Annotated in this window: 17 protein-coding genes; all 17 read right to left on the bottom strand. The window is 44.4% G+C overall.

Annotated elements, in window-relative coordinates:
• Positions 1 to 57 precede the first annotated feature (57 nt).
• The 17 genes from FKP33_RS14765 to FKP33_RS14845 all read right to left on the bottom strand — a co-directional run bounded on the left by FKP33_RS14765 (position 58) and on the right by FKP33_RS14845 (position 15,982).
• Positions 58 to 1,122, bottom strand: a complete 1,065-nt coding sequence (locus tag FKP33_RS14765) for a TRAP transporter substrate-binding protein (RefSeq protein WP_141335578.1) — start codon at positions 1,120 to 1,122, stop codon at positions 58 to 60.
• A gap of 311 nt (positions 1,123 to 1,433) precedes the next feature.
• A complete protein-coding gene (locus FKP33_RS14770; RefSeq protein WP_127608383.1) occupies positions 1,434 to 1,700 on the bottom strand; it encodes a YciI family protein in 267 nt (88 codons plus the stop codon).
• A gap of 19 nt (positions 1,701 to 1,719) precedes the next feature.
• The gene (locus tag FKP33_RS14775) at positions 1,720 to 2,526 is read right to left on the bottom strand and encodes a DODA-type extradiol aromatic ring-opening family dioxygenase (RefSeq protein ID WP_141335579.1); all 807 of its coding nucleotides are present in this window, start codon (positions 2,524 to 2,526) and stop codon (positions 1,720 to 1,722) included.
• 18 nt (positions 2,527 to 2,544) lie between these two features.
• Positions 2,545 to 3,294, bottom strand: a complete 750-nt coding sequence (locus FKP33_RS14780; RefSeq protein WP_306439355.1) for a fumarylacetoacetate hydrolase family protein — start codon at positions 3,292 to 3,294, stop codon at positions 2,545 to 2,547.
• Positions 3,206 to 4,117: a sugar phosphate isomerase/epimerase family protein gene (locus FKP33_RS14785; RefSeq protein WP_054799319.1), complete on the bottom strand. Its 912-nt coding sequence runs from the start codon at positions 4,115 to 4,117 to the stop codon at positions 3,206 to 3,208. The genes FKP33_RS14780 and FKP33_RS14785 overlap by 89 nt, the downstream gene beginning before the upstream one ends.
• Complete coding sequence (locus FKP33_RS14790; RefSeq protein WP_141335580.1) at positions 4,117 to 4,584, bottom strand: type II 3-dehydroquinate dehydratase; 468 nt, start codon at positions 4,582 to 4,584, stop codon at positions 4,117 to 4,119. The genes FKP33_RS14785 and FKP33_RS14790 overlap by 1 nt, the downstream gene beginning before the upstream one ends.
• A 120-nt stretch (positions 4,585 to 4,704) precedes the next feature.
• Positions 4,705 to 5,724 (bottom strand): LacI family DNA-binding transcriptional regulator, encoded by a 1,020-nt coding sequence (locus tag FKP33_RS14795; RefSeq protein ID WP_127608379.1) that lies wholly within the window; start codon positions 5,722 to 5,724, stop codon positions 4,705 to 4,707.
• 34 nt (positions 5,725 to 5,758) lie between these two features.
• Positions 5,759 to 6,754 (bottom strand): zinc-dependent alcohol dehydrogenase, encoded by a 996-nt coding sequence (locus FKP33_RS14800; protein WP_141335581.1) that lies wholly within the window; start codon positions 6,752 to 6,754, stop codon positions 5,759 to 5,761.
• A gap of 270 nt (positions 6,755 to 7,024) precedes the next feature.
• Positions 7,025 to 7,345, bottom strand: coding sequence for a MocE family 2Fe-2S type ferredoxin (locus FKP33_RS14805; protein WP_127608377.1), 321 nt, complete (start codon positions 7,343 to 7,345; stop codon positions 7,025 to 7,027).
• Entirely contained in the window at positions 7,342 to 8,331 is a 990-nt protein-coding gene (locus FKP33_RS14810; RefSeq protein ID WP_258313451.1) for a fatty acid desaturase family protein, read from the bottom strand. Before FKP33_RS14810 ends, FKP33_RS14805 begins: the two co-directional genes overlap by 4 nt.
• Positions 8,332 to 8,484: 153 nt before the next feature.
• Entirely contained in the window at positions 8,485 to 9,480 is a 996-nt protein-coding gene (locus FKP33_RS14815; protein WP_258313452.1) for an ABC transporter permease, read from the bottom strand.
• 58 nt (positions 9,481 to 9,538) lie between these two features.
• Positions 9,539 to 11,035, bottom strand: a complete 1,497-nt coding sequence (locus tag FKP33_RS14820; RefSeq protein WP_141335583.1) for a sugar ABC transporter ATP-binding protein — start codon at positions 11,033 to 11,035, stop codon at positions 9,539 to 9,541.
• An 81-nt stretch (positions 11,036 to 11,116) separates the two neighbouring features.
• Entirely contained in the window at positions 11,117 to 12,127 is a 1,011-nt protein-coding gene (locus tag FKP33_RS14825) for a sugar ABC transporter substrate-binding protein (protein ID WP_181410156.1), read from the bottom strand.
• A gap of 35 nt (positions 12,128 to 12,162) precedes the next feature.
• Entirely contained in the window at positions 12,163 to 12,996 is an 834-nt protein-coding gene (locus FKP33_RS14830) for a sugar phosphate isomerase/epimerase family protein (protein WP_054799325.1), read from the bottom strand.
• Positions 12,993 to 13,961, bottom strand: a complete 969-nt coding sequence (locus FKP33_RS14835) for a sugar phosphate isomerase/epimerase family protein (RefSeq protein WP_141335593.1) — start codon at positions 13,959 to 13,961, stop codon at positions 12,993 to 12,995. The genes FKP33_RS14830 and FKP33_RS14835 overlap by 4 nt, the downstream gene beginning before the upstream one ends.
• A gap of 19 nt (positions 13,962 to 13,980) precedes the next feature.
• Positions 13,981 to 14,769, bottom strand: a complete 789-nt coding sequence (locus FKP33_RS14840; RefSeq protein ID WP_181410157.1) for an SDR family NAD(P)-dependent oxidoreductase — start codon at positions 14,767 to 14,769, stop codon at positions 13,981 to 13,983.
• Between the two features lie 172 nt (positions 14,770 to 14,941).
• Positions 14,942 to 15,982, bottom strand: coding sequence for a LacI family DNA-binding transcriptional regulator (locus FKP33_RS14845; RefSeq protein ID WP_141335586.1), 1,041 nt, complete (start codon positions 15,980 to 15,982; stop codon positions 14,942 to 14,944).
• Between the last annotated feature and the right edge of the window lie 252 nt (positions 15,983 to 16,234).

Consider the following 16,234-nt stretch of genomic DNA (forward strand, 5'->3'; position numbering starts at 1 on the left):
CTTCTGCTAAAGGGCCCTTAGGAATCATTTCTCCCTAAGAGCCTGCTTGTTCCTGAACTATTTTACGGCTTCCAACAACCTGTTAACGAGATCTTCACCGATAATTGGCTTGTATTTGTCGTAAACCGGCTGCAATTTATCAACAAATTTCTGTTTCTCTTCCGGTGACAATGTGGTGACCGTCATCTTATTCTTCGTTAAGAAATCATACGCGTCGGCCGTTTCCTTCTGATTCTCCTGGCGCTGCCAGGCCGTAGCTTCTGTTGCGGCTTTCTTCAAGGCTTCCTTCTCTTTATCGGATAATTGCTCCCAGAATTTATTGCTGACAAGCAGCGGGCTCGCATTGTAGACATGCCCGGTCTTCGTTATGTATTTTTGTACCTCGTAGAACTTGTTGAGCTTCACGTTACCCGAAGGATTTTCCTGTCCGTCAACCACCCTTTGCTCAAGAGCGGTAAACAACTCGGTAATAGCCATAGGCGTAGGTACGGCCCCCAGCGTCTTCCACAGCTCAATATGCAGCTCATTTTCCAGCGTTCTGATTTTTAATCCTTTTACATCGTCAACCGATTTTACTTCTCTTTTATTATTGGTAAGATCACGGAATCCGTTTTCCATATAAGATAATCCGACGACGCCCGCAGCAGGCAGATCATTCAATAGCTCCTGGCCAATTTTACCGTCCAGGACCTTGTAGGCCGTATCCGTATCTTTGAACAAGAAAGGCAGGTCGAAGACGTTGAATCGTTTGGCGAATGAAGCGATAGGCCCCGTTGACATGGTCGCGCCTTGGATGGATCCGATCTTCATGCCTTCAAATACGGCAATATCGCCGCCTAATTGCCCATCGGCAAAAACTTCCACTTTGACCGAACCGCCTGTTTCTTTCTCGACGATTTCGCCGAACTTAACAAGTCCTCTTGTTAAAGAGCGGTCTTTGGCGTTTGCACTCGCCATCTTCATGACCTTCACTTTTGCTTGGCCGCCTGAACCCGAGCCCGCATTGGTCGTGCTTGCGTCAGTCCCTTTGGGGGCTGCATTCGTTTGGGTATTGTTTGGAGCACAGCCCATCAGGGATAGAACAAGCATAGCGGTTACCGGTAAAATGAATAATTTTTTCATGGATTGCACCTCGCTCATTAGTATGGGACTACGTGATTGGAGACAACCGATAAGACTGATTCCCCTTGATTTCTCTTCAGCAGTAAACCACAATCTTGTTCCCAGGTCACCTCCAGAAGATATTAAGCGCTTTCAAACCGGATGATTGAAGGCAATATGACAAATTTTAGATCGATCTAAATCTACTTTGGAGCAACCCTCTGTTTGCATAGTTTTTTTTACTGTTCCGCTTTTGGATCGATCTAAGAATAGTATTATTGTAAGCTTTTATTGTAAGCGTTGTCAATGATTTCCCTTGAATTTTACAAACGTTATTCAACCAGCTTCATTTCCCACTCGCGAATTTCATAAGTGCGTGCACCCTGAACAATAAAGGGATCGTTCTCAACGAATAATCGCACTTCATCCAGCGTATCCGCCTTATAAATAACAAGCCCCCCGCTCGCATCGGAAAACCTTCCTTTCGCGAATACATGGTCTTTTTTGCTAAGATCCTTTAAATAGTCCAAATGCTCCTCGCGGTATTTCTGATTCTTTTCCAGATCCAACATATTCGTTATCACTGCAAAATATTTCATTGAGAAAGCTCCTCCTTGTTTACTTAAGTTCAAAGAAAAAGTGGGGGTTTCCACTGCCGGATGATTGCGCATAGCCTAAATAGGAAGCATGAAACTCATCTTGACCTAAAACTCCTAATAGTGCCGCTACGTGTCTTCCTCCAGATTCAACATCAGCAGCCACTGAGAACTGAGGAAGCATTTCCCAGGCGGTAACATAGTTGCCTTCTACGAGAAGTTGAATGAATCTGTCGTCCAATGCCTTCTCGGATATCGTAGGCATATTTGAGCGGCCGCGAGTGAGATGATGCGATAACGCTCCGCTGCTGGCAAAAACAGTCCGTTTCTTGCTTGCCCGAAGCACCTTGCCGATTTGCTGCCCCCACCTATAGGTCTCTTCCAGACTGGCAGACATATTACACGATAGATCGATCACCGGAATATCTCCATCCGGTATATAATACCGAAGCGGGACAAGCGTACCATAATCCCATATATAGGTTGGTTCATTAAATGAAACTACAGGGATGCCCGCCTGTTTTCCCGCTTCAGCTAACTCATTAGCGAGCTCTTCATCCCCCGGATAATCAAACGGAATGTTTGCGATCATATCCGGGTGTTCCCTTGCTGTCAAAAAGCCCTTATGGAACGGCGTAGCATCCACATAATGATTCCAATTCGTAAGAAAATGGCTGGATATAAGAACAAGGACATCCGGCTTTAATGCTTTGATTTTTGCCCGCTGTTGATGAAACGCATCCACGATCGACAACTGAAAGTCAGGCACCTTATCCTCGTACAAAAGCGATGGTGCATGCGAGCTTAACAGGGCTAACTCTAGCGACATATCAAATCCACCTTTCCATTATGATTTCAATATAATTTGGCATGAACCGAGAATTTCTTCTCCCCATTGAATCTCTAAATGATCATGATCTTGCAGTGTACCAATCCCCTCGGGCGTCCCTGTATAAATGAGATCGCCAGTTCCTAGGCCGAAGTTTAGGGCAATGTAATCAATCAATGTTTGAAGAGAGAAAATCATATTTTTGATATTCCCGATCTGTAATGTTTCCCCGTTTTTGATCAGTCTAAAATCCTTCGTCAGGTCGGACTGCCCGGAAATCTCCCGGAATTCGCCGATTGAGCAGGAGCTCCGAAACCCTTTGGCAGGAAGCCAGGGCTGCCCCTTTTTCTTGATTTCGTTCAATACATTCCGATAAGTAAAATCAATGCCAATGGTCATTTTGTCAACCAGCTCTTCAACCTGAATACCCGGCACATAGTCTTTGCCCATATGGAGTACGATCTCCGCCTCGCCATTCACTTCTCCATACTTTCCGGACAACGCGATGACGCTGCCGTTCATGGGCTCCAACGAATGCGTGGGCTTCAAAAAGATGATCGGACTTTCCGAAATCGCATTTCCCATCTCTTTCGCAAAGGAATAATAATTACGCCCTACGCAATAAATATTTCGAATCTTCAAATTGTCCAATGTCTCCCCACCCCCCCAAAAAGATTTCCTATACCTGCTGCCAAGCAGCTCGTAGAGTGCGTTTCGCTTGTGCAATAAGCACCTCCGAGGATTCTCCAGGAGCGGGCTTGATTTCAAATGAAAGCGTGCGGTTTCTCCCTTCCTGTAAGTAGCCTATATCAAGCAACGCACGAAGATATTCTGCTAATTCTGAAATGCCGATCTCGCTGTCCGGGTATCCGAAACGAGGATGTTTATCGCCATACAAGGGGTCATTCGAATTACGGATCAAGCAGTTCCCCATATGCGCATGCTTGAGGTAATCTCTTGTCGCGGTTAAAGCTTCGGACGGAGATTCGCCCAGCATTGGCAAATGACTAAGATCAACCATTAGACCAAATGTAGGATCGACTTTCCGAACCTCTTGTGCGACTTCAACAGCCAATTCGGAAGGTCCGATTAAGCAGCGGAAATCCGTTTGATGATCGAACGGTTCCAACAAAATTTCCAAATCGCCTTTGGAACGCGCATAATTGCAAATGTCTTGAATCGATTCAATGAAGTATCCGACCGATCGCTCTCTACATGCAGGACCGGGATCTTTCCCCGACATCAAAGCTAGATTTGCCGCCCCAAGATGATAGGCTTGATCAATAGCTCCTTTCACCAGCTCAATCGACCGTTTCCTTTCCTCGTCCTGCATCGCATTGAGATTTCCTTGATTCCCCAATAAAACCGGATGCGCACTAAAGCCCACTGTAACACCGGAGCTTTGCAGCAATTGTTTAACCTGATCGGCCGTTTCCGGATCGGGAGCGGAGGTGATCTCAATAGCGTCGAAAAATTCATCCTCAATAATAGTAGAAATGGTGCGCACATAATGTTCACTGGATTTCGATTGAGGAAACGCCATGAATTGTACGATACCCACCCGCATGAAATCGTGTAAGCTTTGCCGCATTAAGGCTGCCCCCCTGCCTCTTCCCGCTTCATTCGATTGCAGAGCGCTTCTGCGGCATACCGGTACACATCGACGCCAAGACCAACAATTTGTCCCGTAACGACCGCGGATAATACGAGATGATGCCGGAATGTCTCACGCTTGTGAACGTTGGTGATATGCACTTCGATGGTCGGCCGTTTAATATCCTCCAAGCAGTCCCTCAATGCAACCCCGTAATGGCCTAGCGCCCCGGGATTAATAATGATGCCCATGGCGCCCGGACCGTGCTCCTGTAGGAAATCGATCAAAGCGCCCTCATGGTTGGATTGAATATCTCGAACTTCGACTCTATAAGTGTCTGCAACGGAGCGAACAAGCTGAATGACATCGCTTAAGGTTTGACTACCGTATAGCTCAGGTAAGCGGAGACCTAACCGGTTCAAGTTAGGGCCGTTCACGACGACTAAATAGGGTTTCTCCACCATGCTCACTCCTTTCATATTGAATTAAAACAAAGATTAGATCGATCTAAATCAGGCAGGTAAAATACAGCTGCATCCGGGTGAACTGACGAGCTGCATGTTTGCTTTACACGATGTTCATGCTCACATCGAGCACGATTCGCGAATAACAAGTTCCGGCTTTAAAATAATACGCTGAACATGGTCTTCATTACCCATAATCCGTTTGTGAAGCAGATTCGCCGCATTAGTACCGACAAGAATGGGTGAAGCCATAACCGTCGTGAGAGCCGGGCTCGTCATCGCCGCCTCTTCAATATTGTCATAGCCGACCACCGCCAGATCACGACCTGGCATCAAGCCGGCTTCCTTCAAGCCCAGCATGACACCGAATGCGACGACATCGTTATAACAGAATACCGCCGTAGGAGGATTCGGCTGATTAAGGACCTGCTGCAGTGCTTCCCTTCCGCCTTGTCGTGTGGCAGCACTGGTCACAACCAATGAATCGTCAAACGGCAAACCAGCTTGCTGCAGAGCGCGTATATAGCCTCGTTGTCTATCCATCCTTGCGGAGGATTCAGAAGGACCGCCAAGAAAAGCAATTCTGCGGTGCCCCTTCTCAATGAGATAATCGACAGCCAACTTTCCTCCAAGCACGTTATCTATTCCGACATAATCGGAGTTCGAGTTGGCCGGTTCCTTGGTTACAAGGACCACAGGAATATCCCATTGTTTCAACCGGTCGATGACAGCCGGGGAGCTTCCTGAAACAGGGCTCATAATAACCCCGCCTACCCTGTACTCCAACATCTTGGACAAGAGCTGATCCTGCTTTTCTGCGGACTCAAACGTAGTACCCAGAATCACCGTATACCCTTTGGTATCCAGTTCCTGATGGACACCAACCAGAAGCTCCGAGAAGAAAGGGTTGCCAATTTCCGTGATGATAAGACCGACTGTCGATGAGTTGCGGGAACGTAAATTCGCGGCAACGCGATCGTATACATAACCCAGCTCCTTCATCGACTCGAGCACTTTCTTACGTGTACGCTCGGCTACCAGATTGCTGCCTCGTACGATCAGTGAGGCGGTTGCCCGCGATACCCCGGCATGATCGGCCACCTGCTGCAAGGTTACACGAGATCCTCTTTCCTGCTTCATAGTTCTCACCTTTTCCACTAACGGTTTAAACTAATTATACAGGATTTTTCTTGAAATCCAACACAACCTTCCCATAGTTGCCGGACAACGCATCCTCGAACGCATGTTTATAGTCGGTGAATGGGATGATTTTGGATACGATCGGCTGGACGTTAAAGTTTGTATCTCTTAAGTATTCCATCGCGTGCTGAAAGTCATCGGGAATGTTGTAGATGATCGATCCATACAAGGTGATTTCGCTTCTTACTACACGGATGACCGGAATGGTTGCCTCTGGCGTGAGTCCGATCAGAACCATTTGCCCCCCTGGCCTCACAAGCCGCAGCCCGTTCTCGAACGCACTTTGCGCTCCGGCTGCCTCAACAACGATATCAAACGTTTCCCCTTTCAGTTCATCCGGGTGAATCACCCTGATGTCGCCAAGCGTTTTAATGAGCTCCAGTTTGATGGGATTGATGTCCATCGCCGTAACGTCGGCGCCCAAATAATGGGCTAAGGCGACGGCGAGCATGCCTTCGTTTCCACACCCGAGAACAGCAACGGTTGTCCCCTTCGTTATGTGAACCTTCTTGAACGCATGCACAATGACGGCAAACGGCTCTACCAGAACCGCTCTTTCATCGGGAAGATCGTCGGGAACCGGCATGACATACTTCGATGAAATAATAAATTGCTCGGAGAAGCCGCCGTTAACGGTCACGCCCAGCGACTTCTTCTCCGGACAAATATTGGTTTGGCCGTTCAGACAGTTTACGCATTCACCGCAGTATGAATTAGGCTGGACGATAATCCTTGTCCCCAACTCGTAAGGAACGTTCTTTCCCGCCTCGATGATATGCCCAAGCAGCTCATGTCCCGGTCGGAGCGGATAAGAAGCATGCGTCAATTTCCCCAGAAACACACTAAGATCCGAACCGCAAATCCCGCCATACACCAATCTGATCTTCACTTCGTCGTCCTTCAAGGCCGGTAATGCTTCCATACTTCTTAGTTCCATTTGCTTTGGCTTATTCAGGAATAATTCCAGCAATGTTATCCCACCTTTGATGTTAAAGCTTTCTATTTTTAGATCGATCTAAAAGCATCAAGTGTTAAGCCCGAAGGTTAAAATACCGGAATCACCTGGATTTAGATCGATCTAATTTGTTTCTAAAAAAATATCACCAACTGCTTCCATTTTAAATCTGTTTTGGAAGCGGTGTCAATATATTTTTAAATGTTTGGCACATGTCCTCCCGCCGGAAAGAGGGCTGCCGTGACCGCGGCAGCCCTAACTTTTGTAATTTCATGTCCCAAGACCCTAGTCCATCTTTATAAAAACCTTTCCTGCTTCAACCTTAACCGGATAAGTCTTAATCTTCACACAGATAGGTGCGCGTTTTGCTTCGCCCGTTATAAAATCTAATCGTCCATTATGTTTAGGGCATTCAATTTGGGTGCCGATTACCAGGCCATTTGCCAAGTGAAACTTTTCGTGGGTGCAGTAGCCGTCGGTCGCGTAAAATTCGTCCTTGTCCGTACGATAGATCGCGAAAGTTTTTTCACCATAATCAAAACGGATGACGTCCTCCTCGTCGATATCGTCGACCGCACATGATTCAATCCAATTCTCATGATTCATACGGATTCCCTCCAAATAGGATCAACCTCTCTCCCTGCCACCGTTCCAAACGGATGCGGACCATACCGATACGGGCGCGCCGTGCTGGGTAGAGGGCGTACAATCGTATACGTGGGGTCTTTTCGCTGTTTCCGCAGCGCTGTGAAAACCTCCTTGACGGCTGCCCAAGTGCTAGGGCTTGCCGCCGGGCAGTCAGGTTTCATCTCTTCATGCAAGGCTGGCAGAGCATGATACGGAACCATCGGGAACATATGATGCTCTACGTGATAGTTCATGTTCCAATAAAGGAACCTGAAAATCGGGTTCATATAGACGGTACGCGTGTTTAAACGATGATCAAGCACATCTTCGTTTAGACCCAAATGTTGAATAAACCCGGTAATGAGAACCCCGATGAAGCCATAAAATGTCGGAAGACCGATAAACATGGCCGGCAGTATGCTTTGCATATAAACACATGAAGCTATGACCGCCAGAAAGATGAATACCCATGCACGCGCTTCCCAACACACTTTTCTGCGCTCTGAGACAGGAATATAGCTCTCTTCCTCTTTGTCCATTTTGCCAAAGAAATGTAAGATCACCCTTTTGAGGTCTCGTGGTCCGCCATGCAAACGAAAAATTTCCATGAGTATGATGCGCCAGATTGGCGGCCTCTCGGCGACAATCTCGGGATCGCGGCCGACGATAATGGTGTCGGTATGATGTCGGGCATGGCTCCATCGCCAAGGCGTCGCCGGAAACAAGCACATGAATGAGGAGATCTGGTAAAGGACTTCGTTCATCCAAGGCGTCTTGAAGGCGGTTCCATGACCGCATTCGTGCCACCGCGAATTGCCGGGCAAAGCGTATACGACGCCGTAAAGAAAGAATGCCGGAATCGCCCACCAAGTCCCCCATGAATAATACGCAGCAACCCCCAAGCCAATAAGAGCAGCGAACCAGATTAGCGTATCGCGTATGGCCGGTCCGTCCTTTCGCTTCATCAGCTCCTTCAACCGTTGACGAGGAATCGGACAAGTGTACCACTCCGCAGCGGAAAGTCCCTTTTCCTCTGCCTTCCTGTTTTCCGGTCCAGTAAGGCTATAGTCTCTTCTTTTACTTGTATTGGCCAAGATTTTCCCCTCCTTGTTCATTCTTTATTGATTTCTATATTTATCCAGTATGATGGCCCCTACAATAATTACTCCCTTCAATACCTGCTGCCAATACCCGGACACATGCATCAAATCCATTCCGTTATTTAAAACACCGATGATGAGAGCTCCTATTAAGGTTCCGACGATCGTACCAACGCCGCCCATCAAACTTGTTCCACCGATGACTACAGCCGCGATGGCATCCAATTCATAACCTAAACCGGCGGTTGGCTGTCCCGCCCCGATTCGAGAAGCCAACATAATGCCGGCTACGCCTGCCATTAAACCGCCGTACATATATACAAACAGCAAGGTTCTTTTCACATTGATACCGGATACAACCGCGGCCTGTTCATTCCCGCCGATCGCGTAGATGCTTTTCCCGAGTCGGGTATGTCTAAGGATGATATGAGACACGATCCCGACCAACACCAGCACATAGATCATGAAAGGAATTCCAAATACATATCCTCTGCCAATAAAATCGAATTCTTTTGAAAAACCTGTAATAGGATGCCCATCGCTGAATATATAGGAAACCCCTCTGGCAGATATCATCATGCCTAACGTAACGATAAAAGCGGGTATTTTCAAATTAGCGACAATTAATCCATTAATCAATCCTGCTGCAACACCAAGTAAAAGCCCCACGATAATGGATACTACCAAAGGATATTCGCCGGGATGCGCGTACATGGCTGATGCTACGGATACAATGGCTACGATTGACCCTGGAGATAAATCAATACCGGTTGTTATAATGATCATCGTCAAGCCGAACCCTATAATGGCAATCAAAGTAATTTGTCTGACAATATTCAGCAAGTTCACTGACGTAAGGAAGTTCGGCTCAATGATCGACAATATGATCACCATGGCCAGCAGGATAAAGAAAATCGTGAACTTATTAAGAATATGCAGCAATTTTTTAATATCAAATAATGACTGCTTATTGGGGATTTCCATATTGGATGCCTCTATTTTGGGGGTTGCCATATCATGCACTCCTAACTCATTCATTTATTTTCAGCCGTTGATGATACATGTAAGTGTTTCAATTCACGAATCCGGTTGCATATTTCATAATCTTATCTTGGTTAGCTTCTGCTCTTGATAATTCTCCAGAAATTTTACCTTCGTGCATCACAATAATTCTATCGCTCATCCCTAGCACTTCCGGCATCTCAGAGGAAATCATAATGACAGCTTTGCCTTCCTCGACCAATTTACCCATTAGAGCATGTATTTCTGACTTCGCTCCTACGTCAACTCCCCTTGTAGGTTCATCCAGGATGATGACTTCAGCATCCGTTAAAAGCCATTTCGCAATTAATACTTTCTGCTGATTTCCCCCACTTAAATTTTTAACTTTCTGGTTAATATCAGGTGTTTTAACCCCCAAGAGCTCCCTTTGTTTATTGCATTCATTTCTGATCTTCCCTTCATTCATGAATATTCCCTTCGCATGTTTTTCCAAACTCGCTGCGATCATATTGTCTTTTACAGAATGGGGTAGAAACAGTCCTGTTAATTTCCTATCCTCAGTAATAAATGCCAATCCATTTTTTTTAGCGTCTTCTGGAGATTTAATATCCACTTTTTTACCATGGAAAAATATTTCCCCTTCATCCGGTTTAGCGAGTCCGAAAAGACTTTCCATGACTTCTGATCTTCCTGATCCCATCAAGCCTGCAATACCAAGTATTTCTCCTTTTCGGAGTTGGAATGAGATATTATTAAATTTTCCTTTTAAAGACAGATTTTTTACCTCTAAGACCTTCTCCCCAATCCTAACCTCCTTCTTGGGAAACAGCTCTTTCAACTCCCTGCCAACCATCATGGAAATTAAATCTTGTTGGGTCAGTTCTTTTACGTGTTTACTATCTACCAATTCCCCGTCTCTTAACACCGTAATTTCGTCAGCAATCTCAAAGATTTCGTCCATTTTATGGGAAATATAAATAATGGATACTCCCTTATTCGTAAGTGAGCGTATGATCTTAAACAAATGAGCAACTTCCCGGTCCGTAATTGCCGAGGTTGGCTCATCCATAATAATGATTTCGGAATTGTAAGAGATCGCTTTGGCAATCTCGACCAGCTGCATTCTTGCAATGGAGAGGTCTTTCATTTTCGTTTTCGGGTCAATCGAAATTTCTAAGCTTTCTAATAAATGACGGGTGTCCTCGTTTAACTTTTTCTCATTTACCCAAAATTTTGCGAAAAGAGGTTCTCTTCCTAAAAAAATATTTTCTGCAACGGTCATATCATAAACAGAAGTTAACTCCTGGTGTATCATAGAAATTCCGTTCTTCAGAGAATCTCTAGGAGTGAGCATCCCAATTTCTTTGCCCCTTAACTTGATCCGTCCGGTTTCAGACCAGTATATGCCCCCTAAAATCTTCATGAGTGTAGACTTTCCCGCTCCATTCTCACCCATCAAAGCATGTACGGTTCCTTTCCTAACTTTAAAACTTACGTCTTCTAAAGCCCGTACGCCCGGGAATGTTTTGGATATATGCTCCATTTCCAGTACATATTGTTCTTGCATCCTATTCCCTCATTTCAGGAGGACAAGTACCAACATGAAGCGGTTGGTACCTATCCTATTTCTTTATAGTAAGTATAAAGTTTACTTTTTGCCGTAAATGGCAAGATATTTATCGGCTTCTTCAGGTTTGACACGTTTATAAGGAATAATATATTCTTTTTCCAGTTTTTCACCATTCAGTACTTTAACAGCAAGTTCCACACCTTTGGCGCCTTGACCAAAAGCATCCTGAAACACAGTAACTTTCAGTTTACCTGCTTTCAACATATTTAAAGCGTCAGGTGTTGCGTCAATGCCTCCAACTACAACTTGCTCCAGTAAACCGGCATCTTCAAGTGCTTTTACAGCTCCGACCGCCATTTCATCGTTATGAGCAACAATTGCATTAAATTTTCCTTTTAAGTCTGACTGAATCCAGTTCTCAACCTTCTTCATGCCTTCTTCTCTATTCCATTTACCGGAATCCTCTGCAAGAACTTTAATGTCAGGATGCTTTTTAAGAATATTTGCAATACCTTGGTGTCTTTCGATCTGAGGTTCATGACCATACCAGCCTTGCAATTCAATCATATTACCCTTTCCACCCATAACTTCGGCCATTGCTTCCATCAAGATTTCTCCGGATTCTACAGAACTGGAACCTGCATATGCGTAAGCAGCAACCTGGTCGGCATTCGGTACTTTGGTGTTTACATTGATCAGAGGAATTCCTGCTTTGGCGATTAAATCCACAGCCGGCCTAGAACCTTCACTATCTCCCGGTACGAAAATGATGGCATCCACTTTTTGGGCAATAAAGTTCTCAACCTGACCCAATTGAACCGTGGAGTCGAACTTTCCATCTACGTAAACAAATTGAACATCGGGATATTTTTTGGCCTCCACCTTCATTCCATCCATGATGTATGCTTGAAACTGTGCGCTGAAATCCCCGATTAAAACACCTACCACTTTCTTTTTATTTTTTGCCGGGGTTTCAGATGAGGCAGCGGATGGGGTCCCCGAATTGGATGCATCACTCGAACAACCGGAGAAAATCAGCGCCAAACAAAACAAGGTAAACAACATGACCAGATTTCTTTTCGCCTTCATGGATAAATCCCCCTTAATTGAGATAGGATTGTGCATTACGATCTGAAGTGTTTCTTTAAATACGCGAGCGATTCCGTCGCATAGGTATAGATCCATTCCATCGCAGGATGTCCCTTATCAGCTTGAAAAGGATTGGCACCAGGAGCACAACATTCAACAACAACCGTTCCGTTAAACGCAGCCTTTTGGATACCGGATACAAATGGAGCAAAGTTGATATGGCCTCTTCCTAACGCCTGCCGGTTACTGTCTGCAACATGAAGGATTTCCAAATGGTCTTTCACGGTGAAGAACGGCGTTTCCATATCTTTTTCTTCCACGTTCATATGATAGGAATCCAATAACGTTTTTACGTTGGGATGCCCCACCTCTTGAACAAATTGCAAGGCATGCTCCGCTGTATTCACTATACAGCTTTCATAACGATTTAAAGGCTCGATTACCAGTGTGACATCCCATTCACTTGCTTGATCTGTTAATTTTTGAACGGAATCAACCGCCCATTTCCAATCTTCCCCCGGATTTCCCATCAAAGCTGTTTTCCCTACAGCCGAGGGGCATACAACAAGATAGCTGCCTTCGACTTCTTTCACCGCTTCTATTTGCCGTTTGAAATATTCAACAGCACGCTGACGATGAGCCGCACTTCGATTAGCCAAATCCTGCTCTTCACAAGGCCAGCCGGTATCTCCAGTTAATCCTCCGATGTCTAAGGACAGATCCTTCGATAGGCGTAAAAGTTCCTTCCAATTATATTCATTCACTGCTGCACGGATTTCAATAGCGTCATAACCTGTCTCAGATACAAATTTCATGACCTTTTCGATGGGCTCATTTCCAAATGTCCAGCTGCAGATAGAAAATTTCATAGTAAGCCTACTCCTCTAGCAGAATCAAAATCCAGCGGCATAGCTTCTTGCAATACTTTAGTAGATTTCTTTACCGAAGTTAGTTGATCCATACTTAAATCTTCATTCTCAAGACTTATGGGTCCATCGTAACCCATCATTCTAACCACCGTAAAAAATTCACTCCACCAATGAACATCATGCCCATAGCCCAAAGCTACGTAATTCCATGAACGTTCAAAAAAACGATCTATTGTTCTTGTATCAAGAACCCCGTCCGTTCCAACGAATCCTCTTTCAATACGTACGTCTTTGGCATGAATATGATAAATCGCAGCTCCTAAATGTCTTGCAGCTAAAATTGGATCTCCTCCCATCCAAAACAAGTGGCTTGGATCAAGGTTCATTCCAACCATTTCTCCCACCTGGTTTCTTAATTTGAACAGCGTCAGCGGATTATAAACCAGCTGACACCCATGATTTTCTAAAGCAATCTTTTCGATCCCATGTTCTTTTGCTTGCTTCACCGTTTTTTCCCAATAGGGGAATGCGATTTCATTCCATTGCCAGTTCAGAACTTCTGTAGTCAATGGCGGCCAGCTCGTTGTGATCCAGTTAGGGATTGTATCCTTCGGACCTCCACCTGGAAGTCCAGACATCATAACAATCGTTTTTACTCCCAACAGTTCCGCGAGTCTAAAGGTTTTTTCCACTACTACCTGATGTGCCCTTCCTTCTTCATTTGGGGCTAATTGATTACCAGAACAATTCAATGCTTCTATTTCAAGTCCCTCAACTTTGATAGCGCTTACAAATTTATCTCGTTTCAATTCACTCTCCAGAAGTTCATCTAAGTCTATATGGGGTGCTTTCGACCAATTACCACATGCAAACTCTAAAGACTCATAGCCTAAAGATGCGGATGCAGCAAGCATTTCTATAAAAGACATGTTCCCCAGTGAATCTGTCACAAGGCAGAGTCGCACTACGATCACTCCTTCTCCATCAAATGATTGTTTTTCCACCGGCAATGGTCAATGATACTCCCGTAATATAATTTGCTTTCTCGCTGCTTAAAAACAGCATAAATTCTGCTATTTCTTCAGGCTCCGCCATTCTCTTCATCGGTACCTGACTTGTTAATGTTTCTTCATATTCTTTTGGCGTCATCCCCTCGATCGGTCCTCTCTTTTGGAACACCTGCTGGATCATTTCGGTATTTACATAGCCGGGGCAAACGGCATTGACCGCAATCCCATATTCCGCTAGTTCCAGACCAAGCACCTGGGTTAGCGAATTTACCCCTGCTTTTGAAGCGCTATACGGCCCGTTTCCAAGTTCGCCAATCTTCGAGGCTTGAGATGAAATTGTAATAATTTTCCCGTTTTTAACGTTGTTGTTAATCATATTTTTTGCTACACGTCTGCTGAGTAAATAAACCGATTTCAAATTCACATTGAAAACTCGATCCCATTCTTCTTCTTCAACATCCAGGATCAAACTGGAGGTAGAGATGCCGGCACAATTTGCCAATACGTCAATTGCTGTGAACCTGGATTCAACTTCATCCAATGCGTGATTAATCTCTAGCGAAGAAGTTACATCTACCTTGAGAGGCAATGCTTGTACCCCCAGGGCTTCGATTTCTTTTGCAGCTGCTTCAACGCTTTCCTTGTTTACATCCATCAATACAACATTGGCTCCATGTTCGGCATACTTCATGGCTAATGCCTTTCCCATTCCTCTGGCAGCCCCGGTAACCATACATATCTTTCCCTCTAACCATTTCTCCACACTCAACATCCTTTCTAGTATCAAATTCAAACGCATGTATGATTTTAAGCAACCGTATGCATAAATCTGAAAAAAGTAAATGCAGCACTGTATACTATGACGCATACGGTTGCATTATATTCAAAAAAAATTAAAAGATTACACCTGATTTTAAATAACAAGAAGTAGGATGTTATGTTCGGCTTATTTGACTGCCACATGATTCTCTAATGACTAATTTAGGTTCAATTACTGTTTTTTGTTTTACGTTTGACTTCTTGGAGTTTAACAGCGCTACTAATCGATCACAAGTTAACTCCGCAAGCTCTTTAGTAGGTTGATGGATTGTGGTTAAATGTGGTTTGAAAAATTCACAGATCTCGATATTATCGTAACCGACCACCGCAATATCGTTCGGCACATCAATTCCCCGATCCTTCAATGCTGAGATTACGCCTAACGCCATCAAGTCATTTTGAGCAAAGATAGCCGTAATTTCTTTTAATACTCCTTCGTTTTCCTTAATAACCTGATAACCCGACTTAAAAGTTGTATCTCCAAAAAACAACATCTTATCATCAAACTCAAGACCATGATCGGTGAAAGCCGATTTAAAACCTTCCGTTCTTAATCTAAACTCATCGCCTCCAACATTTGCGGAAATACACAAAATATTTTTATGTCCTAGATTCAACAGATGTTCGGAAGCCAAATACCCTCCTTTAAATTGATTCACATAAACAAAATCCACTTCCTCGGTTTTGTAAATATCAGGCAAATACTTGCAAAAAACATAAGGGACATTCATTTTCTCCAAAAAAGCTACGGTGTCACGATCTAACTCCGGTTGCAAAATAATGAGCCCATCAACTTTTCTTCCCGTAATTAGCTTTTTAATATTATTTTGCTTCGTAAATCTATTCTCAAATAAGGATACGATGACGTCTAGGTTTAGACGTTCCAGATTTTCCATCAACTCATCTTGCCAGGATTTGAAATTAATATCAAACCCGTAGTCAAGCAAAATTCTCGGAAAAATGACGCCTATCGTGTGCGTTTTGTTAGTACTCAAACTTCTTGCGTTAGCATTGAATTGAAAGCCGTTTTGTTGGGCGATTTGCAGTACTCTCTTCTTGGTTTCCTCTGAAATTGTAGGACTATTATTTAAGCAACGTGATACTGTAGATTGACTTACGTTTGCAATTCGCGCAATATCCTTTGTTGTAATCGGCATACTCCCCTACATCCTTCACTTTATAATGCATACGCTTGCGTTGATGAAATTATTATATATAATTCCATATTTTATGTAAAGGATAAAATAATCAGATTATTTATTTTTTTCTGTGACGGTCCATAATTCGCAGTTTTATTCACACCCCAACCCGGGTTTTTCGAAAGCTCTACACAACGGGCCATTACTTTGCAAGATATCGTACTGGAAAAATAGAGAACCAAGACATAACTTATGGGGCTGTCCCGGAAG

Source organism: Paenibacillus sp. tmac-D7 (assembly GCF_006519665.1).
Classification (GTDB): Bacteria; Bacillota; Bacilli; order Paenibacillales; family NBRC-103111; genus Paenibacillus_G; species Paenibacillus_G validus.